This window comes from Eubacterium barkeri (assembly GCF_900107125.1).
Classification (GTDB): Bacteria; Bacillota; Clostridia; order Eubacteriales; family Eubacteriaceae; genus Eubacterium_O; species Eubacterium_O barkeri.
In genome coordinates this window covers 55786-73850 of sequence record NZ_FNOU01000002.1, presented here as the reverse complement: position 1 = coordinate 73850, position 18065 = coordinate 55786, and the positions used below count along the sequence as shown (strand labels likewise).

General features: G+C 42.5%; 31 protein-coding genes. 8 read left to right on the top strand and 23 right to left on the bottom strand.

Translation table 11 applies throughout. From position 1 onward, the window contains the following. Window positions 1–174: 174 nt before the first annotated feature. The 16 genes from BLU30_RS14070 to BLU30_RS01520 form a co-directional block, all read right to left on the bottom strand. The gene (locus BLU30_RS14070; RefSeq protein WP_143024187.1) at window positions 175–489 is read right to left on the bottom strand and encodes a hypothetical protein; all 315 of its coding nucleotides are present in this window, start codon (window positions 487–489) and stop codon (window positions 175–177) included. Window positions 490–560: 71 nt separating this feature from the next. Then, the gene (locus BLU30_RS01590) at window positions 561–986 is read right to left on the bottom strand and encodes a nucleoside triphosphate pyrophosphohydrolase family protein (protein ID WP_090242796.1); all 426 of its coding nucleotides are present in this window, start codon (window positions 984–986) and stop codon (window positions 561–563) included. A gap of 1 nt (window position 987) precedes the next feature. Beyond that, the gene (locus BLU30_RS01585; RefSeq protein WP_090242794.1) at window positions 988–1245 is read right to left on the bottom strand and encodes a hypothetical protein; all 258 of its coding nucleotides are present in this window, start codon (window positions 1243–1245) and stop codon (window positions 988–990) included. After that, window positions 1226–1465 (bottom strand): hypothetical protein, encoded by a 240-nt coding sequence (locus BLU30_RS01580; RefSeq protein ID WP_090242792.1) that lies wholly within the window; start codon window positions 1463–1465, stop codon window positions 1226–1228. Before BLU30_RS01580 ends, BLU30_RS01585 begins: the two co-directional genes overlap by 20 nt. Window positions 1466–1509: 44 nt before the next feature. After that, window positions 1510–2016 carry a hypothetical protein gene (locus tag BLU30_RS01575; RefSeq protein ID WP_090242790.1) on the bottom strand — a complete coding sequence of 169 codons (507 nt, stop codon included), beginning with the start codon at window positions 2014–2016 and terminating at the stop codon, window positions 1510–1512. 49 nt (window positions 2017–2065) lie between these two features. Beyond that, window positions 2066–2284: a hypothetical protein gene (locus BLU30_RS01570; RefSeq protein ID WP_090242788.1), complete on the bottom strand. Its 219-nt coding sequence runs from the start codon at window positions 2282–2284 to the stop codon at window positions 2066–2068. Beyond that, on the bottom strand, window positions 2285–3289 hold the full coding sequence (locus BLU30_RS01565) for a hypothetical protein (RefSeq protein ID WP_090242787.1): 1005 nt from the start codon (window positions 3287–3289) through the stop codon (window positions 2285–2287). After that, window positions 3286–5817 (bottom strand): DNA methyltransferase, encoded by a 2532-nt coding sequence (locus tag BLU30_RS01560; RefSeq protein WP_090242785.1) that lies wholly within the window; start codon window positions 5815–5817, stop codon window positions 3286–3288. Before BLU30_RS01560 ends, BLU30_RS01565 begins: the two co-directional genes overlap by 4 nt. Before the next feature lie 8 nt (window positions 5818–5825). Continuing rightward, window positions 5826–6545 carry a rolling circle replication-associated protein gene (locus tag BLU30_RS01555; protein WP_090242783.1) on the bottom strand — a complete coding sequence of 240 codons (720 nt, stop codon included), beginning with the start codon at window positions 6543–6545 and terminating at the stop codon, window positions 5826–5828. Window positions 6546–6735: 190 nt separating this feature from the next. After that, window positions 6736–7032: a hypothetical protein gene (locus tag BLU30_RS01550; protein ID WP_090242781.1), complete on the bottom strand. Its 297-nt coding sequence runs from the start codon at window positions 7030–7032 to the stop codon at window positions 6736–6738. Then, window positions 7025–7345 carry a hypothetical protein gene (locus BLU30_RS01545; protein WP_090242779.1) on the bottom strand — a complete coding sequence of 107 codons (321 nt, stop codon included), beginning with the start codon at window positions 7343–7345 and terminating at the stop codon, window positions 7025–7027. Before BLU30_RS01545 ends, BLU30_RS01550 begins: the two co-directional genes overlap by 8 nt. A 12-nt stretch (window positions 7346–7357) precedes the next feature. Beyond that, window positions 7358–7987, bottom strand: a complete 630-nt coding sequence (locus tag BLU30_RS01540; protein ID WP_090242777.1) for a hypothetical protein — start codon at window positions 7985–7987, stop codon at window positions 7358–7360. A 55-nt stretch (window positions 7988–8042) separates the two neighbouring features. Beyond that, complete coding sequence (locus BLU30_RS01535; protein ID WP_090242775.1) at window positions 8043–8240, bottom strand: hypothetical protein; 198 nt, start codon at window positions 8238–8240, stop codon at window positions 8043–8045. Window positions 8241–8281: 41 nt separating this feature from the next. Continuing rightward, window positions 8282–8476: a hypothetical protein gene (locus BLU30_RS01530; RefSeq protein WP_090242773.1), complete on the bottom strand. Its 195-nt coding sequence runs from the start codon at window positions 8474–8476 to the stop codon at window positions 8282–8284. Between the two features lie 45 nt (window positions 8477–8521). Beyond that, entirely contained in the window at window positions 8522–8713 is a 192-nt protein-coding gene (locus BLU30_RS01525; protein ID WP_090242771.1) for a hypothetical protein, read from the bottom strand. 38 nt (window positions 8714–8751) lie between these two features. Further along, window positions 8752–8943: a hypothetical protein gene (locus BLU30_RS01520; RefSeq protein ID WP_090242769.1), complete on the bottom strand. Its 192-nt coding sequence runs from the start codon at window positions 8941–8943 to the stop codon at window positions 8752–8754. Between the two features lie 115 nt (window positions 8944–9058). Here BLU30_RS01520 and BLU30_RS14170 point away from each other — a divergent pair, with 115 nt between their 5' ends. Beyond that, complete coding sequence (locus BLU30_RS14170; protein ID WP_176770791.1) at window positions 9059–9223, top strand: hypothetical protein; 165 nt, start codon at window positions 9059–9061, stop codon at window positions 9221–9223. Here the strand turns inward: BLU30_RS14170 and BLU30_RS14165 are convergent. The 3 genes from BLU30_RS14165 to BLU30_RS01510 form a co-directional block, all read right to left on the bottom strand. Beyond that, window positions 9200–9340, bottom strand: a complete 141-nt coding sequence (locus BLU30_RS14165; RefSeq protein ID WP_176770790.1) for a hypothetical protein — start codon at window positions 9338–9340, stop codon at window positions 9200–9202. The genes BLU30_RS14170 and BLU30_RS14165 overlap by 24 nt on opposite strands. A gap of 149 nt (window positions 9341–9489) precedes the next feature. Beyond that, the gene (locus tag BLU30_RS01515; protein ID WP_090242767.1) at window positions 9490–9753 is read right to left on the bottom strand and encodes a hypothetical protein; all 264 of its coding nucleotides are present in this window, start codon (window positions 9751–9753) and stop codon (window positions 9490–9492) included. 6 nt (window positions 9754–9759) lie between these two features. Further along, window positions 9760–9969 carry a hypothetical protein gene (locus BLU30_RS01510; protein WP_090242765.1) on the bottom strand — a complete coding sequence of 70 codons (210 nt, stop codon included), beginning with the start codon at window positions 9967–9969 and terminating at the stop codon, window positions 9760–9762. 325 nt (window positions 9970–10294) lie between these two features. Here BLU30_RS01510 and BLU30_RS01500 point away from each other — a divergent pair, with 325 nt between their 5' ends. Then, complete coding sequence (locus tag BLU30_RS01500) at window positions 10295–10969, top strand: DUF4145 domain-containing protein (RefSeq protein ID WP_090242761.1); 675 nt, start codon at window positions 10295–10297, stop codon at window positions 10967–10969. On the opposite strand, the gene BLU30_RS01495 is transcribed toward BLU30_RS01500, so the two are convergent. Continuing rightward, a complete protein-coding gene (locus tag BLU30_RS01495; RefSeq protein WP_090242760.1) occupies window positions 10926–11126 on the bottom strand; it encodes a hypothetical protein in 201 nt (66 codons plus the stop codon). The genes BLU30_RS01500 and BLU30_RS01495 overlap by 44 nt on opposite strands. 131 nt (window positions 11127–11257) lie before the next feature. Between BLU30_RS01495 and BLU30_RS01490 the strand changes: the two genes are divergently transcribed. The 4 genes from BLU30_RS01490 (at window position 11258) to BLU30_RS01475 (ending at window position 14667) form a co-directional block, all read left to right on the top strand. Then, window positions 11258–11746 (top strand): helix-turn-helix domain-containing protein, encoded by a 489-nt coding sequence (locus BLU30_RS01490; RefSeq protein WP_176770789.1) that lies wholly within the window; start codon window positions 11258–11260, stop codon window positions 11744–11746. A 106-nt stretch (window positions 11747–11852) separates the two neighbouring features. After that, on the top strand, window positions 11853–13001 hold the full coding sequence (locus BLU30_RS01485; protein ID WP_143024186.1) for a hypothetical protein: 1149 nt from the start codon (window positions 11853–11855) through the stop codon (window positions 12999–13001). A 222-nt stretch (window positions 13002–13223) separates the two neighbouring features. Then, window positions 13224–13577: a type II toxin-antitoxin system RelE/ParE family toxin gene (locus BLU30_RS01480; protein WP_090242754.1), complete on the top strand. Its 354-nt coding sequence runs from the start codon at window positions 13224–13226 to the stop codon at window positions 13575–13577. Next, a complete protein-coding gene (locus BLU30_RS01475; RefSeq protein WP_090242752.1) occupies window positions 13570–14667 on the top strand; it encodes a HigA family addiction module antitoxin in 1098 nt (365 codons plus the stop codon). The genes BLU30_RS01480 and BLU30_RS01475 overlap by 8 nt, the downstream gene beginning before the upstream one ends. Here the strand turns inward: BLU30_RS01475 and BLU30_RS14160 are convergent. After that, complete coding sequence (locus BLU30_RS14160; RefSeq protein ID WP_176770788.1) at window positions 14664–14804, bottom strand: hypothetical protein; 141 nt, start codon at window positions 14802–14804, stop codon at window positions 14664–14666. The genes BLU30_RS01475 and BLU30_RS14160 overlap by 4 nt on opposite strands. Window positions 14805–14872: 68 nt before the next feature. Here BLU30_RS14160 and BLU30_RS01470 point away from each other — a divergent pair, with 68 nt between their 5' ends. Further along, window positions 14873–16414: a recombinase family protein gene (locus BLU30_RS01470; RefSeq protein WP_090242750.1), complete on the top strand. Its 1542-nt coding sequence runs from the start codon at window positions 14873–14875 to the stop codon at window positions 16412–16414. 93 nt (window positions 16415–16507) lie between these two features. Here the strand turns inward: BLU30_RS01470 and BLU30_RS01465 are convergent, their stop codons facing one another. After that, window positions 16508–16690, bottom strand: coding sequence for a hypothetical protein (locus tag BLU30_RS01465; RefSeq protein ID WP_090242748.1), 183 nt, complete (start codon window positions 16688–16690; stop codon window positions 16508–16510). A gap of 224 nt (window positions 16691–16914) precedes the next feature. Here BLU30_RS01465 and BLU30_RS01460 point away from each other — a divergent pair, with 224 nt between their 5' ends. Then, window positions 16915–17229: a helix-turn-helix domain-containing protein gene (locus tag BLU30_RS01460; RefSeq protein ID WP_090242746.1), complete on the top strand. Its 315-nt coding sequence runs from the start codon at window positions 16915–16917 to the stop codon at window positions 17227–17229. Between the two features lie 54 nt (window positions 17230–17283). On the opposite strand, the gene lgt is transcribed toward BLU30_RS01460, so the two are convergent. Further along, window positions 17284–18048, bottom strand: a complete 765-nt coding sequence (gene lgt / locus BLU30_RS01455; protein WP_090242744.1) for a prolipoprotein diacylglyceryl transferase — start codon at window positions 18046–18048, stop codon at window positions 17284–17286. Window positions 18049–18065: the final 17 nt, after the last annotated feature.

Sequence of the window (18065 nt, the reverse complement as noted above, 5' to 3'; positions counted from 1 at the left end):
ACAAAACCCTCTTTCATATAGTACTCATACCTCATCCGTGTGCAGTGCCCGTTCTTATAATAGTGGCACGTTCCGCAGATCTTATCCATGTGTGTTATTCCCTCAGCTATTTTGTATTCCTCTAAGTCTGTTATTTTGATTGGTTTAAATACTGGGTTCATTTTTCTCCACCAGTCAGCTTCCAATTTCCAATGCCGAGAAATCTATTTGAGCAATAGCTTTTCCATCATTCATTACCCGATAAATACTTTTGATACTTTTCCCTTCTTTATATGCTTCCTTGTAGGCTATCTCTGCCGCTGCTTTGCTACTGCCCGATTCGATATTCATAAATCCATTTGGATTAAAATATGCCACATATTTCATTTTTCCTCTACTCCTTAACTTCCAAACGCATGATAAATCCATTCCCATCCCACTCAAGCTTCCATGGCCACGGAACCACATAAACCCGCCGCTTTGTTTCAATTGTTGGTCTTTGGTATTCAAACTCTATTATTGCCCCCAATGCCAACATCATAAGTACCAATGCGACCATAATAACGGCCCACCTCTTTTTCCTATTCACTCTGGTCCTCTAATCTTCGTGACAATCGATTTACCTTCCAATCTCGCATTTCTCTACTATCGCCATAGATCAAATCCAGCTGATCCATCATTATCTTAACATCCTCTTTTTCCTCAATGACTTCATCCAGATATTCTGTTGCATTTTCTGATTTACCATATCTCCTAAATTTAACAATGGCTTGAATCAATTCCGCCATCTCTTCTATTGCAACATCGCTTTGAGCCTCTATTCCATATTTTTCAATGGCATTCCCAAATATTTTAACAGTGTTATTTTCCTGGCATCTTTCTTCAATCACTTGGCAGCTCATCCCTATTTCTTTACAGCATTGTTCTAGCGATGATGCCATCTCTTCAATAGAAATATTGGTGTTTTCTGATTTTACGATTATTGTTAACTCTTTTTCTTTGTTCATTTTATTTCAAAGCCTCATATAGTTCTTCTGCTGTTGCTACGACCCATTGTTTTGATCTAATGTATGCTTCCGGACTCAACATATTTTTTGTTCGATCCTCTAAATATGATTTCTTATCCGCATCCACAGCATCGTGATGTGTCCCCGCAAACTTACATTCACATTTTGGCAGCGACCGTAACGCCCTACATCCGTTTGGTATATCATTGATATAATTTCCACATTCTTTATTTTTGCACTTACTTGTAATTCTTGGCATTTCTCCCTCCAAATCTGTAATGCGCCAGCATCTTTGTAATAAACTCATCATTACACATAATATCGTTATGTCTTCCATCAACATCGCTGATATCTTTAAGGTATCCACCCATTTTACAGCGTTTGTTCTTCAAGAACCCCACTAACTCTTCTACAAAGACATCTTGGTCTTTTCCTTCCGGCATTCCAATTATTCCTCTAATCTCAATATACTTTTTCAATTTCGTCTCCAATTCTCAGAATCATATTTCACATAATATCTCTGTCAATTACATAATCCGGCGTAAACCATCTGGGCCAGAATTTCAGTGACCGATCGTTTTCGAGGTCTTTTCATCGCACGTTGATATATTTTCAAACTCCATCCATCCACTTCCCCAAGATACTCATTTTTACTTTCAAAAAATTGTTTTACCGTGCATCCTTCAGGTGTTGGCACGTAGATTCCAACCGCAAATGGCTTTGTCTGTACGATCTCAATCCCTAAATCAAGAGGACAAACAATCCAATTCTCATCACCGTCGAAAGTTAATCCGTTTCCGCTTTTAAAGTCGCTCATGCAGCTCTTTACCTCATAGAATGACGCTGTACCGCATTCTGCCCCACCTACTGATCCGGTACCATTTACCATGTATTTAAAACCGACAAAATCTACACGACAATGCGGTTCGAAAAACTCAACCTCTCGGCAGAACCGAACGCTCTCTCCACTCAATCTCCGCTCCAAAAGTTGAGACAATCCCGCTGTTATATCTTTTCGATTTTTTTTCATTTACCAATCTTCTCCTGTGGTAGGTTTTCAATTTCACTGTCTAGTTTAGTCACCTCTTTCCATTCGTCGGATTTAGTCGTTTCACCTTCGCCTCCTCAAAATTATTATTTAATAAAAAATCGTTAATCTCGGCAATTACAAAATCTTTCCTCAACAAATTCTTTCCAAATGATTTAGTGGTATATTCCCAAATTTGTCCTTCTTTAAATTCAATTTCTGCATAAATTGCGCTAAATTTAAATCCTCTTATAACTCTATATCTTTTCATTTAAAACACCATCCTCTGCTGAACCGGCGGGATATCTTCCCATCCGACTCCGATGTAATCTAACACCTCACCCCACCCGACGTCGTACATCCAATAATGCCACTCCTTTGGATTATCCTCACGTAACATGTCGAATCGGTGTGGTCTTTTCTCTAAGTGGATTCCGAATCCGCACATGCTGCATCCTGTCCGCTGCGCCCGTGTCGTTCTGAGCGTCCCATCGGGTTCCCGGACAATCTCACCATAAATCTCCGGCACTGGCACCTCTAAATCAATGGCCAGCTGTAGAATATCCTGTCGGTTAAAAATTGCGAATGGAGCCGACCGGGTTACCGTTTTCCCGTAGTAGTTGCACCCATGCTTTACCAGAGCCATCTCACGCTGCCCGCCTTCAGATGCCATAAGCCCAAGGTATGGATAACTTCTATTTTTTCTGGCATAGTCATTGCAAGGTTTCTCTTTCAGCCAATAGCAACAAGTATTTGATACTTTAAATGGAGCTTCCTTGTAATTCGTCCCATACTTCTCATTTTCCATCCCGGCAAATAAATCCAGCCACTTCTGCGGCAGCCGCATCCGAGTTCCTTTTCGATACCCGCCTTGCTTCCCGCAGTCCCCCGTCATAATGGCATTTCTTACAGTCTTATTATCTGGTGTTGGATTTTGTAGCAGCCTTATTTTTCCGGCAATCTGCTTTGAAATCACCGGAAATCCTTCCTCTGCAATAACCTTCGCCTTATTTTTTGCTGGTTTAAGTGGAATTACATCTAATTTTTTATGAATCTTCTGAATACTCTTGTCCTCTAATTGACTCACACTAATGGCCGGCACATTAATGCCAATGGAACGAAGCCACAGAATCAGCGTGATACTGTCAAGCCCCCCAACACTCACATGGCAATTTTCCACCCTGTCGTAAAACTCCCACGCCTTCACCTCAGCATGTCTCAATTTCGCCTTGTATGGCAGGCTTTGTTTCTGCCTAAATTCATAACTTTCCATCATTCTGCTTTCTTCATTTCTTCTGGCTGTTCGTCCGGTTCCAAAAAATCAAACAATGTCGGTGCTTCCTTCTCATTTTCAGCTTCCTGTAGATAGCCAATCCCATCCCTGAAATACCCTTTGTTTAGCTCGATTCCATATCCTCTCCGGTCCATCTTTACCGCCATCATCGGCACGGTCATCAGTCCCCCAAAAGGATCCATTACTAGGTCCCCGATGTTGGAATATCGGTTAATAATCCGCTCCACAATATCCAATTGAAGCGGGCAAACATGCATCTGCTGGTTTCTCCGGCTTTGTGTTGTGTTAAGCGTCCGCATCCGGTTGATGTCATCCCACACCTCATCCGTCCAGCTCCCCGGGGCTACCACCATAAAGGATGCTGGCAGCTTTCCCTTTTCATCCAGCTTGGTAGCCATTCCCACATGGTCCCAATAATTGTAAACCGTATCCCGACTATACTTGCGATAGGTTGCCTGCAGGTTTTTGACGCTCATGGCCATAACTTCATCTTTCGTTAAAAGTCGGTCTCCGGAGCTTCTCCAGTATCCATGGGCATCAATCTGCCATTGTGCCCTGGTATATTCGTCCTTCGATTTACTCACCGGATCATCGGCGTAGGCCGTGGATTTATCGCTTGGCAGTTTTCTAAAGAGCAGGATGTATTCCGGGCACCCTACCCCCATCTTCGTACCGTCCTTACACTGCTCCGTCCACCCCAGTCGGTAAGTTTGGTTATTCTCCCGTACCACATCCGTTACCACGGTAATCATGCCGAAATAAGCAAATCCATGCTTTATAAAATGATTAATGGTATAAACGTGGAACGGCTCCATTGTCGGCATCCCCGTTCCAGTGGTGTTTCCAAATAACACCCGGTCTTTTACATGGATGGCCGCCACACGTCCCGGTTTAAGCACCTTTAGCAGATTTGGCGTTAAATAGTCCATCTGCTCAAAAAATGCCACCGTATCCTCATTATGTCCAAAATCCGAATAATTTGGCGTGTACTCATAGTGGTTCGAGAATGGAATGGATGTGTGGATCAAGTCCACGCTGTCCCGCTTCATTTTCCGCACCTCTTCGACACAATCGTTATAAACTGCGGTATACCGCTTGCCTTCTACCTTCACTTCCTCTACTCCCATCTTTCGTTTTAGTCGTTCTGTTTTACCCGCGCTGCTCAGTCCATATTTCTTCACGATGGCAATCATTTTATCCACCATGTAGTTGTGGTTTTCCCACTTTTCCATGAGGGCGTCTTTGATGGCCCGCTCATTTTCCATGTAGATGATGTCAATCACCACTTCTTCGGATTGCAAGAATCGATAGATTCGGTGCACTGCCTGGATAAAATCATTAAACTGATAATCAATCCCCACGAAGATGGCCCGGTGGCAATGCCGTTGGAAATTACATCCTGATCCTGACAGTTCTTTCTTTGTTGCAAACAGCCGGTTCCTACCCTGTGAGAAATCAATCACCCGCTGTTCCCTTATGTCATAATCCTGTTGGCCATAGATATCCACCGCCTCCGGCAATGCGGCCACAATGGCCTTTCTCTCCCGTTCCAGGTCATGCCATAAGATAAAGTGACTTTCTGGTTCTTCCTCTACGATTTCTTTCATCTTCGCTACTCGGACATCTACACTGTCCCGTTTTACTTTCGCCGCATCACTCAGTCCTGCTGTGGCATCCCGGAACATGACCGACTGACCATCCTTCTGGAATACGCCACCGTAATCAATGGGCAGCTCATGGAAATTGACCTTCAGTGGTGGAAGGTCATACCCCACATCTGAATAACCTGGATTCAAATCCGAAGGTCTTGTAATAAACAGCGCCCAGCTGGATACCCACAACCAAAACTCATCCTCTTGGTTAGGGTACAGCGTCAGGTTATTTGCCTTCGTACTGTCCCTCTGGAAGAACCGGGTTAATGCCTGGCCCGTATCCATAATTTCCAGGTACCCGGCATAATGAATCAGCTCTTTATATTTATTCGGACTTGGCGTCGCCGTAGCCACCAGCTTGTAGGGCACCCCCTTAAATTTATCTAAAAATGTTTGATAGGTCTTTGTCCCAAACCCACGCAGCACTGAGGCTTCATCCAGCGATGTTGCCGTGAAGTACTTCGGATCAATGTCACCATCCCGTACCCGCTCATAATTCGTTAATAGTATTTTCCCGGATGCACCATGTACCTCCTCCATGGTCCGCACATACTCTGGTTTCTCCATTCTCAGCAGCTCAACCGCATCGGTTGTAAATTCCTGCTTCACCCCCAGGGGCAGCACGATTAACGCTTTTCCTCCAAATTCATCCACAGCCAGTCGGCAGAATTCCAATTCCTGAATAGTTTTCCCCAGGCCAAAGCTTTCAAACAGCGCCCGCCGGCCGCCCTTTAATGCCCAAGCCACCGCGTCCCGCTGGTGCGGCTTAAGCATTCGGTTGATCTTGTCCCGATCCACCTCAAACCCACTATCCGTTGCCAGCTCAATCTTAGATTTCAAAAATTCCAGATAATCCATGCATCCTCCTATTTCAGTCTGACCATGCTGTAAAATTGATAGGGATATCCCAAATCGTCATAGCCATGCACTGTTTTTTTCTTTTCGATGATATAACCTTTTCGCGGTCGTGGCTCTTTCGCCCACCGCTCCCGCTTTATCACCGTCTTTGTGATGATTGGCTTCGGCCAATTTCCTCTGCTTCTGCTCCACCGTTTCTTGTTGAGTGATTCTTCTTTTGCAAATGTCTTTCTTGTCGCTTTGATAAGGTAGTGTGCCAATTTGCAATATTGTCCACTGTCGTCAACGATCCTCGCTTTTACAAATCCACGCTTCCACTTCCCCATGACCGCCAATATATCCGGCCCGGCATTCATGACGATGTGGTGGTGGATCCGTTTGTCCTCGTACTCTGTCACTGCCAGCCACATCAAATCAAATCCATGTTTCTTGTAGAGATTCTTCCACCTATTGATGCAGTTCTTGATTTCTTTCTTTGCTTTGTCCTGGCTTGGCTCATCTTCGTTATATGTCAGCGTCAAGTAGTAGTCCCCGCCCTTCAGCCCGGCATTAAGTATCCGGGTCAAATCACGCTCTGCCTTTACCTCATTGGCGTTCTTCTGTTTTTCGCTTGACCGTTTCTTCTTCGCTGCCCTCGGCCCCCGGTGCCGGCGCCCGTGCCCCCAGTCGTTGAATTTTCTGACTTCGATGACCTTCCCCGCGATGCAAATCTCCTGAACGTATGCCATGTTGCTCTCTCCTTTATGCAAAACACACCTAAAGTTAATCCCTTAATCAAGTCTAAAAAGCCCGATTTTAAGCCATTTTACTTGCATCGCATGCTCAACTTTGCTATAATATAAATAAGCATTTAGTCGTGCTAGCAGTAACCCGCCGGGGCTTCCAGGCCACATTCCGGCGGGCTCTTTTTTATTTTTGTCATTCTCTCGGCAGTAGTGTTTGCAGTACCACGCCGCCAATTCCAATCTGATAGGAAAAGGGAAACTCTTCTACATTGCATAGCGTCCGCTTCACCCGGTACACTTTCGCCCCCAGTGCATCCGCAAAATCATAAAATCCATCTCCGATATCAACAACCGCTCTTTTGTCTCTAATATTTATTCCCAGTATTTCCATTGGAACACCCGGAGTATTGGCCAAGCCGGCCAATTTAAACCCAATCTCCTTTACCGCCATAGCTGCATCGTAATAATCGATGTTAATCTGACTATTCATATATCCATCCCTCTTTAAATATTCCTCTCTGAGAAAACTCAACACCATCAATCTCCATCGCTAATTCTTCTTTTCCTATGGTATTTATTGTTTTTTTCAATGCCGTTCCCGTCATCTCAGCTAATTTCCTAATTCCTCTGTAAACACGCACCTTTGGGATGCGCTTTGTCGAATCCGTTTCATATTCATAATCTATCCGTGCACACCAAACTCCCAGAGCTTCATTTGCTTTTCCGTTTGTTTCGGTTAGTTCTACAACTTTTTTTGCGCAATCTACCATTTCTTTAAGCAACGTCTGTTGTTCCTCAGTCATTTTTTTACTCCTTTATTCAATCGTTCTGCTTATTTCCAAAGCACTTTCAATCGATCCTACCCGTGATCCATGGACTAACCATGTCGGAATTGATTTAATGGACTCCTTATGGCAAATAATCGGCGTACAGCCATTTTTAACATAGCGCATTTGCTTCTGGGTCTGAAGCTCCGGCTTATACTTCTTTTTCTTAAGGAACTCCGTCTCCTTGGCAAACCGGTCCCGCTCAATGGGTGCCTCCTTAATCTTGGCATCTGGCAACACCGTCACCTTTGGCGGCTCACTCGCTAAATCATCGGGTGGTTTTCGCTTTACACCCTCTTGAAGCATATCCATTGATTTCCAGCTTTCCATTGTCCGTTTCTGCTTTTCAACGACTGCTTTTAAATCGTTGCACTCCACATCCTTTTGCGTTAATTCAATCATCAATGCTTCTGCCTGTTCTTTCCATTTTCTTTCATCAATAGTTGTTGGGATCTCACGCTTTTTAATTCCCTTTTCTTTTTCTAATTCTCTGTTGAGCTCCATGTTGATCCCCATTAACGTTTGGATTTGATTCTGCAATTCAGCCTTTTCCGCTCCATTTTCTTCAATTCGCCGCAATAACACCTCTACCGTGCTATTCTCGTTATTTTCCGTCATTCCAATCCTCGCTCACCGTAGTCCTCTACTGTTTCATGCCATCTTCCGTTTTTTCCTATGCTTCCTTGCATGATTCCCACTGTCCTGTGGCCATCTCCTTTGCCAGTTCATCCGGTGTCATTCCCGTTAACACCATGCACATTACCGTTCTGGCATCCTTAACCGATAAATCAATCTCCACCGGGGTGGCTTCCCCGGTAGACCTGTCAATACTAATGGTTGCCATCAGCTTCACCTTCTCTCTTTGTTCCATCAAATTCCACCATCAACTTCCACGCCCCTCATAATGGATGATTATGAATTCGCATCGAACCGGGCTAAAGAAGATATGTCTAACGACTGATATATTTCTCTTCTTGCATATTCCAATGCACAAACATACTCTCCAACGGTCAAGCCGTTGTTAATACCGACTTCTAAAAATTGTTTAGCAACGGCTTTCTTTTTTTCAGTTCGCACTTCGTGTGTTGTCCGTTGTCTCTCTTCCATCCTCCTCGCCTCCTTCCATGAATCGATTAGGCCCTACAACGTCATTTATAAAACGACATTGGCAGAATCGATTTTATTAACCACATCATTAAGTAAATATTTGATAACATCCACTCTTTGCTCTTCCAAGGGAAGCGTTCTTTTTATTGCGCCAATAATGGCATCCTCAACTTCAATCACTCTCTCTGAAATCAAAATAAATTCATCGTCAAATTCGATGTTGTAGAGATTATTCATTCGCTCACCTCCTTCCGTCCTCAATCAATCCGGATGACCTACGCCACCGGTCCATATTTCTCCGCTTCCCGTTTTTCAAATTGTTGGCGGATTTTTTCTTTTACCCGTGCTTCATTCAAGTCAATAGCCGCCTGCATCCCGAGGATAAAACCCATGGCGATCTTCTTCTCGTCGTCACTCAGCTTCACCATATCCATAGCCAGTGCTTCAGCTTCCTGTCTTGCTTCCATTCTGTTTACCTCCTTTCTGATTTTGTTGTTTTCTTTACCGTCCCTCCCCATCGTGATATAATGATTTCATCGCCATTCCACAGTGGCGAAATATCGGGAAAGGAGGGAATTGCTGATGTCTTCAAACAGTAAATTAATCGAACATGTAGTTGAAATAACAGCCGCATCAATCTCTGATTCTAAACCGCCGATCGGCAAAGATTACGGCAAAAACGTATCGGATTTTATGCAAGTCATCTACGATAAGCTAAAAGAACTAAATACTGAATGTACGCCATAATTCAATTAGCTCATGAGCCAATTGAGCGATTTTGTCACATCTATCCTGAATTGGCTCATTCTCTAATTCTTCTATTTCATTCATTAGAATATTCGCTAACTTTCTTTTTTCTTCCATCCTCCTCACCTCCTTTCTCTTTTGAAAGATCCAAATTTTCAACCCATTGAATTTGACCGGAACGAATTTGGAAGCGCATGCTCAAAATTGCAATTTTCAATTTTAGATATTTTCCCGACACCAGAAGACATAATCGAATCCTTCCCGGACTAAGTATCTATCCCAATAATGTATTCAATAAACTCCTGCGGTGACAAATCCTTTGGCTCTCCATACATTGAGCAGGTCCGCTTTTGGTTGCACCCCCCGCAAAGAAGTTCTTTTGCAGTATCGCAAGGGAACTTTTTTACTTTTACCTTCCTGCTCATCCTTGAATCCAATTCCAGGACTTCTCTTTCCAAGCTCTCTATTTTCATATCGCATATTTCAATTCTTTTCTGATATTCTTCAATTACACTTTTCTTTATCCACATTTCTTTTCACCTCATTTTCCTGCTACCGAGTAATTCTTTAATCTCATTTAATTCGTTTTGAATGTTTTTAAGAACAGCGGTCTGGTAAAAGATTTCCTTTGCTACCTTGCAATCAACCTTTACCGGAACCGCTTTTTTCTCACTTTTTAAAGCTTCTACTTTTTCTGCTCGATCGCGTTCTAAAAATGTTTCAATTGTTTTTTCGATTTCTCCCATTTCCTCACCGCATTATTCTTTGGACTCCTTAAAATAGCAGTCAGCCATCGGATCATCGATAGGCATTAAGCCATTTCTTATCCTAATTTCATTGATGGTCCGCATTTTTTCATATTGCTTTAACTGTTTCTCGATCTTTTTCACTCTCTTTTCTAAATCTCTCTTTGACTCCATTAAACTTATAAGCAACCATCTTGGTATAAACACACATCTCACCCCCTTCCATCAAATACCCCCATCAACTTCCAATGACCTTCCCCATTCCCTGTAATCGTGCTATAATTGTTTTGATAAATAAACAAAATCTAAGCAAAGGAATATAGTCATGAATAAGACAAGAACCATTTCGTTTATCTCTGGAAATACGGAATACTTTAAAGGACCAATCCCAAACATCTGCCCACATTGTGGCACTGTCATTACCGCAGATCTTATTAATTGTGTCCCAATAAAGACAGGTATTACTCCTTCTTTTTATGCAAGTATTGCTTCCGGTCGATGCTGTGACAAACCTTTTTTAATGACGCATTCTGTTAAAAAAGGTGAAGCCGGCCAATTACTTTACGTCTGGCCAACATTTAAAGGCATCCAGCTCCCAGATAGCATTGCTGAGCTCTCCCCAAGGTTTTGTGAATTATACAAGCAAAGTGCCCACGCCGAAGAACTTGGCCATCTTGACCTTGCTGGTTCTGGTTACCGAAATGCACTTGAAGTATTGATAAAGGATTTCGCAATAAAGGAATTGGGTAAAGACGAAAGCGATGTCGTAAACCAGAATTTAAACCGCTCCATTTCCCAATACCTCCCCAATATCACATTATCCACGTCTGCTGATGTCGTCCGGGTTCTTGGTAATGACCATACCCATTACGAACGACACTATGAATCAATTGATTTTGATGTTTTAAAGCGTTACCTCAAAATCTTTATTCAATCAATCGAAAACGAATATCTCATCAGACATCCGATTGTTCCCGTACGTCAGCAAACAAATTCTTAACCTGTAGTTGCATCCGTTTGTTTGATATCTCATCAATCAACTCGGATGCTTCTTTTAATTTAGTGGTCAAAGCTTCTAAATCGTTCATCATCGTTTCAATTCCAACCGCTTTGATTTCCACACTCAATCCGCCGATATCCAAACTTCTCTCTTCCATCTTCCTCACCTCCTTTTCATCTCTGTTTGTGTTTATAATACTACTCAAACAGAGATTATGCAACACATTTTTTCTTTTAATCTTTACAAACAGAGATTATGGTGCTATTATTGATGCATAGGAGGTATGACATGAGTGATCGAAATGATCGTTTTAAAGAGTTGAGGCTTTCCCTCGGGAAAAGTCAAAGAGAAATTGGAGATGCTATCGGATTATCAAATTCTGGAATTTCTAGCATCGAAAGCAACCAACGTTCGGTTACCGAAAAACACATTAAGCTTTTAGTCGCAGCTTTCAACGTCAACGAAACCTGGCTGCGCACCGGTGAAGGTGAAATGTTCATCAAGACCCAGGCCTATGATCTGGCAGAAATCGCTAGCCGCTACCACCTTGACGACATGGACCGCCGGATGCTGACCGCTTACCTGGAGCTTCCCGCCGATGCCCGGGCTGTCATCAAAGATTACATCCACAGCGTGGCCAGCACCCCTTTGGATGCCACTTCCACTGATGATCGGGCTGCCCTGCACAAAGCCCTGGACGCAGAGTTGGACGCCGAAAAAGTTGGTCAAATGTCCGAAGCTTTCACCGATGGAAACTTGAAAGAAAAAAGTAGTTAAAACACTGTCTTTTCAATTGGATGCATCAAAATTTGATTAAAACTGGAAGATTTCCAGGTTTAATAAATAATGTCCATGCGACGTAAAAAGAAGGGAATATGTGAAAATGGAAGGAAAATGGAAAGGAAATTATGTTGGCTTGTCATTATTTTTATTTTTAGTGCTATCTTTAACAGTCTCAGGATGCCAATCATCTGCTGGCAATACAAAAAATGAAAATCCAGTTTCAATTTCACAATCTGGATTTTATGTTGAAGAAGTATCTCCTAAATCATATTATGTTAATGTCTACTGCGAATATAAAAATACAAGTAAAGATCCAATTTACATCACGGGTATTAATGTAATTGGCTACGATAAAAGTAATATTTCGCTGGGAGACGGATCTGTAAATTTCTCTAGTTATATTTTACAACCCGATGAAGTAGGTTATGGAATTCGTTATGATGCATATGGAATAAAAGTAAATTCAGCAGAAGAATTATCCCGTATTGACTTTAAAATCAATACATATAAAGCAAGCGTAACTGATAAATTGTTATCCTGTACGGATACTCAAATTGTTCAAGATAACTCTTTTGGGGATGTCAATAAAAGCGTCATACAAACAACTGTCTCAAATGATACTACTTTAAATGTCGATGCAGACTATTCAGTCATTGCAGGATTGCTTGACTCCGACAATAAGATGATCGGAGCGGCAACCACATTAAATAGACCGAATGCCATTTCGCCAAATAGCAAATCAAGGAATGACTTACAAACACTCGTACTCGAAAGTGATAATTTATCAACCGTCAAGACGATTGACGTCAAGGCCGGTATGTACCTTTCTGTGTTTGATAATGACTCTTTCGTAAAGGCGAACCGCGAAATTGTTTCAGAATCAATTTCAAGCAATACACCCACAACGGCAAATGTTCAGCCAACACCTACCCCAGAGCAAACATCATCTGTCAATTCAACAGATGCAATTATCGGAAAATGGAAAATGACATCACCAGGAACCGGCGCGGAGGGCTTCAGCAGTATGACATTTGATTTTAAATCGGATGGAAAAGTGACTATGACGGTTGAAGAACAAGGAAAACAATCTGAATTCGAGTTGCCCTATAAAAAAGCTCCAAATGGTTATAATGTCTATTATAATGACAAAGAATATATGGGCTTCTTCTTTAAAGATAGCGTCCTCCAAAGCTTTTTTACCGGGGGCGAATCTGAAAATAGTCAAAGTACAAAATACGAAAAATTTTAAGTAAATAAAAAAACCGCCTCAGTGCTATCAACGCTGAGACGGCTCATATACCTGGCCAGATGATACAGTCTTCACTTCATATTCCATATGGTTTATTTACAGAAAAAAGACGATTTAAAAGAACATATTGATGTATTACGCATTCTGAAAAGCAGAAAACAAAAATATTTTTTTACCTTTTAGGTAAAAAAATTAAGGACATGACGGAGGTATTCATATATAATGGATATACAATACCATGATAAGAAAATTGAAAAACTCTGCAATGATTATAAAAAGTCAAAGAAACAGCTTGGTGAGCGTGTTGCAGAAAAACTTCACATGGCATTGAATTTTATGGCAAATGCTGAAAATCTTAATGATATTGCTCAGATGCCGACATATCATCTTCACCCTTTAATCGGTGACCGAGGTGGACACTTTGCCATGGATCTTGGAAGACGATTGGGATATCGTCTCATTTTAATCCCTGTGGACGAAAATAATAACAAATGGACAGATCTTAGCCAGTTGGATATTATCTACAAATCCACGTCTACCATTATCCTATTGGAGGTAACAAATCACTATGAATAACCAATTTAAACCATCCATCGTTTTCCATCCAGGCGTGTATATTCGCGACCTTATGGTTGAAATGGAAATAAACCAAACCGAGTTCTCAAATCGATTAGGCATCACCGGAAAAACATTAAGTAAGCTGCTCAATGGGCAGGCCACACTTTCAAAAGAAATTGCGGGAAAGTTGTCCGCAATGACTGGGACATCCATTGGAGTCTGGCTCAATCTGCAATCAAGTTACGATGAGTACTGCGTTAAAGAATCACTTGAAGCAAACCTTGAGGAAGATTTCGACGTACTCGACAATATTGATTACAATGGATTTTTTGCAAAGCACAATATTTTGCCTTCCGCAAGAAAAAAAGAAGATAAAGTAAAAGCTTTGCGACAATATCTTAATGTCGCATCGCTCCAAGTTTTCACAGGCACAGATATATTGTTAAACTGTAAAAACGCCACATATACAGACTTTACAAAAAAAGAAATTATTTGTGTAAATACTTGGATGCAAACTGCAATCAACATGGGAAAGGACATTCCAACGGATCCTTACAATGAAGCATTATTTAAGAAGCATCTGGTTACCATCCGAAATATGACCTGTGATGAGCCTAATGAATCAATCCCAAAAATAAAAACGATGCTATCCGATTCCGGTATCGCCCTAGTCGTACTGCCGCACCTCAAAAATTCTAAAATAAACGGTGCGGTTAAATGGCTATCTCCGCACAAAGCAGTGCTTGCAATCAACACAAGAGGTGCCTATGCTGATATCTTTTGGTTTGCATTATTCCATGAACTTCAGCATGTGCTCCAACACAAAACGAAAGATACTTTTTTAAGTTATGACTCACATGAACAAACAGATATCAACCAAATCCTGGAACGTGATGCGGATGATTCCGCCAGAGAACGCATTATCCCGCTTCAAGACTACACTGCTTTCATTGCGAATAAGGATTATACCGACACCAGCATTATTGCTTTTGCGCAATCAATCAACGTGCATCCAGGCATTGTCGTTGGTAGGCTTCAACACGATAAAGAAATAGATTATAACGAGTTTAATAATTTAAGAGTTCGATATCAAATTTCCATGCATTAAAAAACGCCACCCATGCTACCCACATGAATGGCGGTGTCCCCTTCGGCATTGGTAGTGCCTGAGGACGGGCACGCATAGCGAATCCGGTTACAACCCGGGGCGATGCAGTACCGCTTATCCAAGCATAATTGTACCATCCTCCCTGGGTTTTCGCAATGGTTCCCGGGTATTTTTATACCCAAAATTCATAAGGAGAGATAAAAATATGATTAACTGTGTGATTTATGCCCGCTTCAGCTCGGACAACCAGCGGGATGAAAGTATCGATGCCCAGGTACGTGCCTGTAAAGAGTACGCCACACACCATGGATACCTCCCCATCAACGTCTATTCCGATGAAGCCCGTTCTGCCACCACGGATAAACGCCCCGGCTTCCAGCAGATGATCAGTGATTCTGCCAGCGGCACCTTTAGCGTCGTCCTGGTCCATAAGCTCGACCGTTTCAGCCGGGACCGGTACGATTCCGCCTACTATAAAAGACAGCTTAAAATGAACGGCGTCCGCCTGGTATCCGTTCTTGAGCCCCTGGACGATTCCCCGGAATCCGTCATATTAGAAAGCGTCCTGGAGGGCATGGCCGAATACTACAGTAAGAACCTGGCCCGGGAGGTCATGAAAGGCGCCTTGGAAACCGCCTATCAGTGCAAACACACCGGCGGCCCAACCCCCTACGGCTTTAAGCTGGATGCCGAACGGCACCTCATCATTGATGAAACCGAAGCTGAAGCCGTGCGCATCATGTTCACCATGCACGCCAATGGCTGCGGCTATGGCCAAATTATCGATGAGCTGTCCATTCGAGGGCATCGTGCCAGATCTGGCCGGTGCTTCTCAAAAATCACAATCCACGATATGCTCCATAACGAAAAATACATGGGCACCTATGTGTATAACCGCACCCAGCGTAAAATCGCCGGAAAACGAAATTCCAGGCTTAATAAGCCAGATGATGAGGTGGTCCGCATCCCCGGGGGATGCCCAGCCATTGTGGATGAAGCGACTTTCCTTTTGGTCAAAGAGCGTATGCAGAAAAATAAGCACAAAGGCGGCCGTATAAACGCCAAACGCCTCTACCTGCTCAGCGGCTTGGTAAAGTGTGGATACTGTGGCGGTACCATGTCCGGGGCTTCCAGCACCGGTGGACGAAATAAAACGAAATATTATTACTATGGCTGTAACAACCGCCGTTATAACAAATCCTGTGAATCCCCTCGTATCAATGCGGATTTCCTGGAACCCATCATTCTCAATAAAATATATGACATCGTCTATGCTTCTGATGCTATCGACTCCATCGCAGATATCGTTATGGATTCCATTGGGCAATACCTAGGTGGACGTGGTGCCCAGGCCGGCACCATCAAAAAGAAACTCCTTGGCATTGATACGAAAATTGAAAATATAGTTTCAGCTATTACTGAAGGGGCTTATTCGTCCATGCTTGGTGAAAAACTCGAACAGCTTGAAAATGAAAAAAACGCCCTTTCCGCTGAGCTCGCCACCCAGGAAAAGGACGTACCATCTGATTTTAATCGTCAAAATATCGTTGAATATTTAAAGACTCGGCGGGATATTTGCAATTATCCACGGCAGCGACAGTTCGAAATCATACAGCGCTGTGTGCCTGAAGTGACCGTATTTAGGGACTTTGTGTCCTTTGAGTTCGACTTTGTTCGTCTAGCTTGTGATGGACCGGCTCCACCAACCTCATCCACACCACCTGCCGCTGCATTAACAAAAAGATGACTATACAATTTTCAGCGGACTTATGGGGTACAATTAAAAATAAGAAGCCTTGCAAACTTTGCAGAGCTTCTTTTATTTTCATCTTTAAGAGGTCTATATTCCTTTAGAATGATAGGGGGCGTTGGGATTTTCCAGAAATCTCCGGGCTTCCTCTTCCGTCACTTCCAGGACAGACATTTTTTCACACCAGGTCAATAAATCATAAATACCACCTTGATAGCCATAATGATCCCCGCGCTTGGAAATTTCCTTTAAATATTCTGATTTCTTATCCATATTTTAATCACATCCGTTTCTTAAGCCAATTTTATCCAGACCATTCTATTATTGTATCAAACCTCATCGCTTTGCTCCGGAAAGAAGGTACTTTAGCATAATCGCCTAACATATAAGCATTATACCGTTATATATATGCTAATTCAATATAAAATCCCGTTTTAATCGTTAATATTTTCGATATGAACGATTTACAATTATGATATCGATGGAAAGGTGGTTTTATGGATATTGAATTTATTCGAAAACGTATCACCGATTTACGCATTAAACATGGGATATCAGAATATAAAATGAGCTTAGATCTCGGCCATAGCCGCAGCTATATTCAAAGCATTTCATCTGGTCGGGCGCTTCCCTCCCTCACTGAATTTCTCTACATATGCGATTATTTTAATATTACACCTTCCGCTTTTTTTGATGACTCAACCCAAGAACCGATTCTTGTTCAGAAAGCCCTGGATGGCATGCTTAAACTATCGGATAAAGATTTACTGATGCTTATTGGACTCATTGATCGTTTAAAACAGGATTATTAATTTTACTTATAAAAAAATACCGATTGAAGTGAAAATAGCTTCAATCGGTATTTGTTATGATACGTTAACTTTACGATGTCTTAGCCACCACAGCCCCAGCCCTCCAATAAGAATGGAAATAAGGCTGACAATTTGAGCAGTTCGCAGCCCCAGGAACATCAGACTGTCTGTCCGCAGCCCTTCGATAAAGAAGCGTCCCACAGAATAGAGCATGAAATAAAGGAACAAAAGCTCTCCATTATTCTTCTTCCAGCGACGCTCATAGATTAAAAGAAATACGAAAATACATAAATCCCAGATGGATTCATATAAAAACGTCGGGTGCACTTTAATATACCCCATCTGCGGGTCACGCACCGTGATCGCCCAAGGTAAATTCGTCTGGGTCCCATAGGCCTCCTGATTAAAAAAGTTTCCCCAACGGCCGATAGCCTGCCCCAGGGGTAAGCCCGGGATCACCGTGTCCGCCAATGTAAAAAACTGAATCTTCTTGATACGGCACAATATAGCCCCGACAATAAGACCTGCTATGATCCCACCATGAATCGCCAGGCCACCATTCCAAATGGCAAAGATTTGATCCGGGTGAACAGCGTAATAACGCCATTCAAAGAGAACATAATAGGCCCGGGCACCAATAATGATGGCCGGTGTCAGAAATAGAAAAAAATCAAGGATATCGTCCTGGTTAATGGCGTAGCGTTTGCTCCGTCGCAGCGCCATTAAAAGAGCAATAACCAGTGCTGCCGCGATCAAAATACCATACCAACGCACCTCTAAACCAAAGAGGGTAAAGGCAATGGGGTCCGGTGCCTGCATAAAAATCTCCTGTTCTA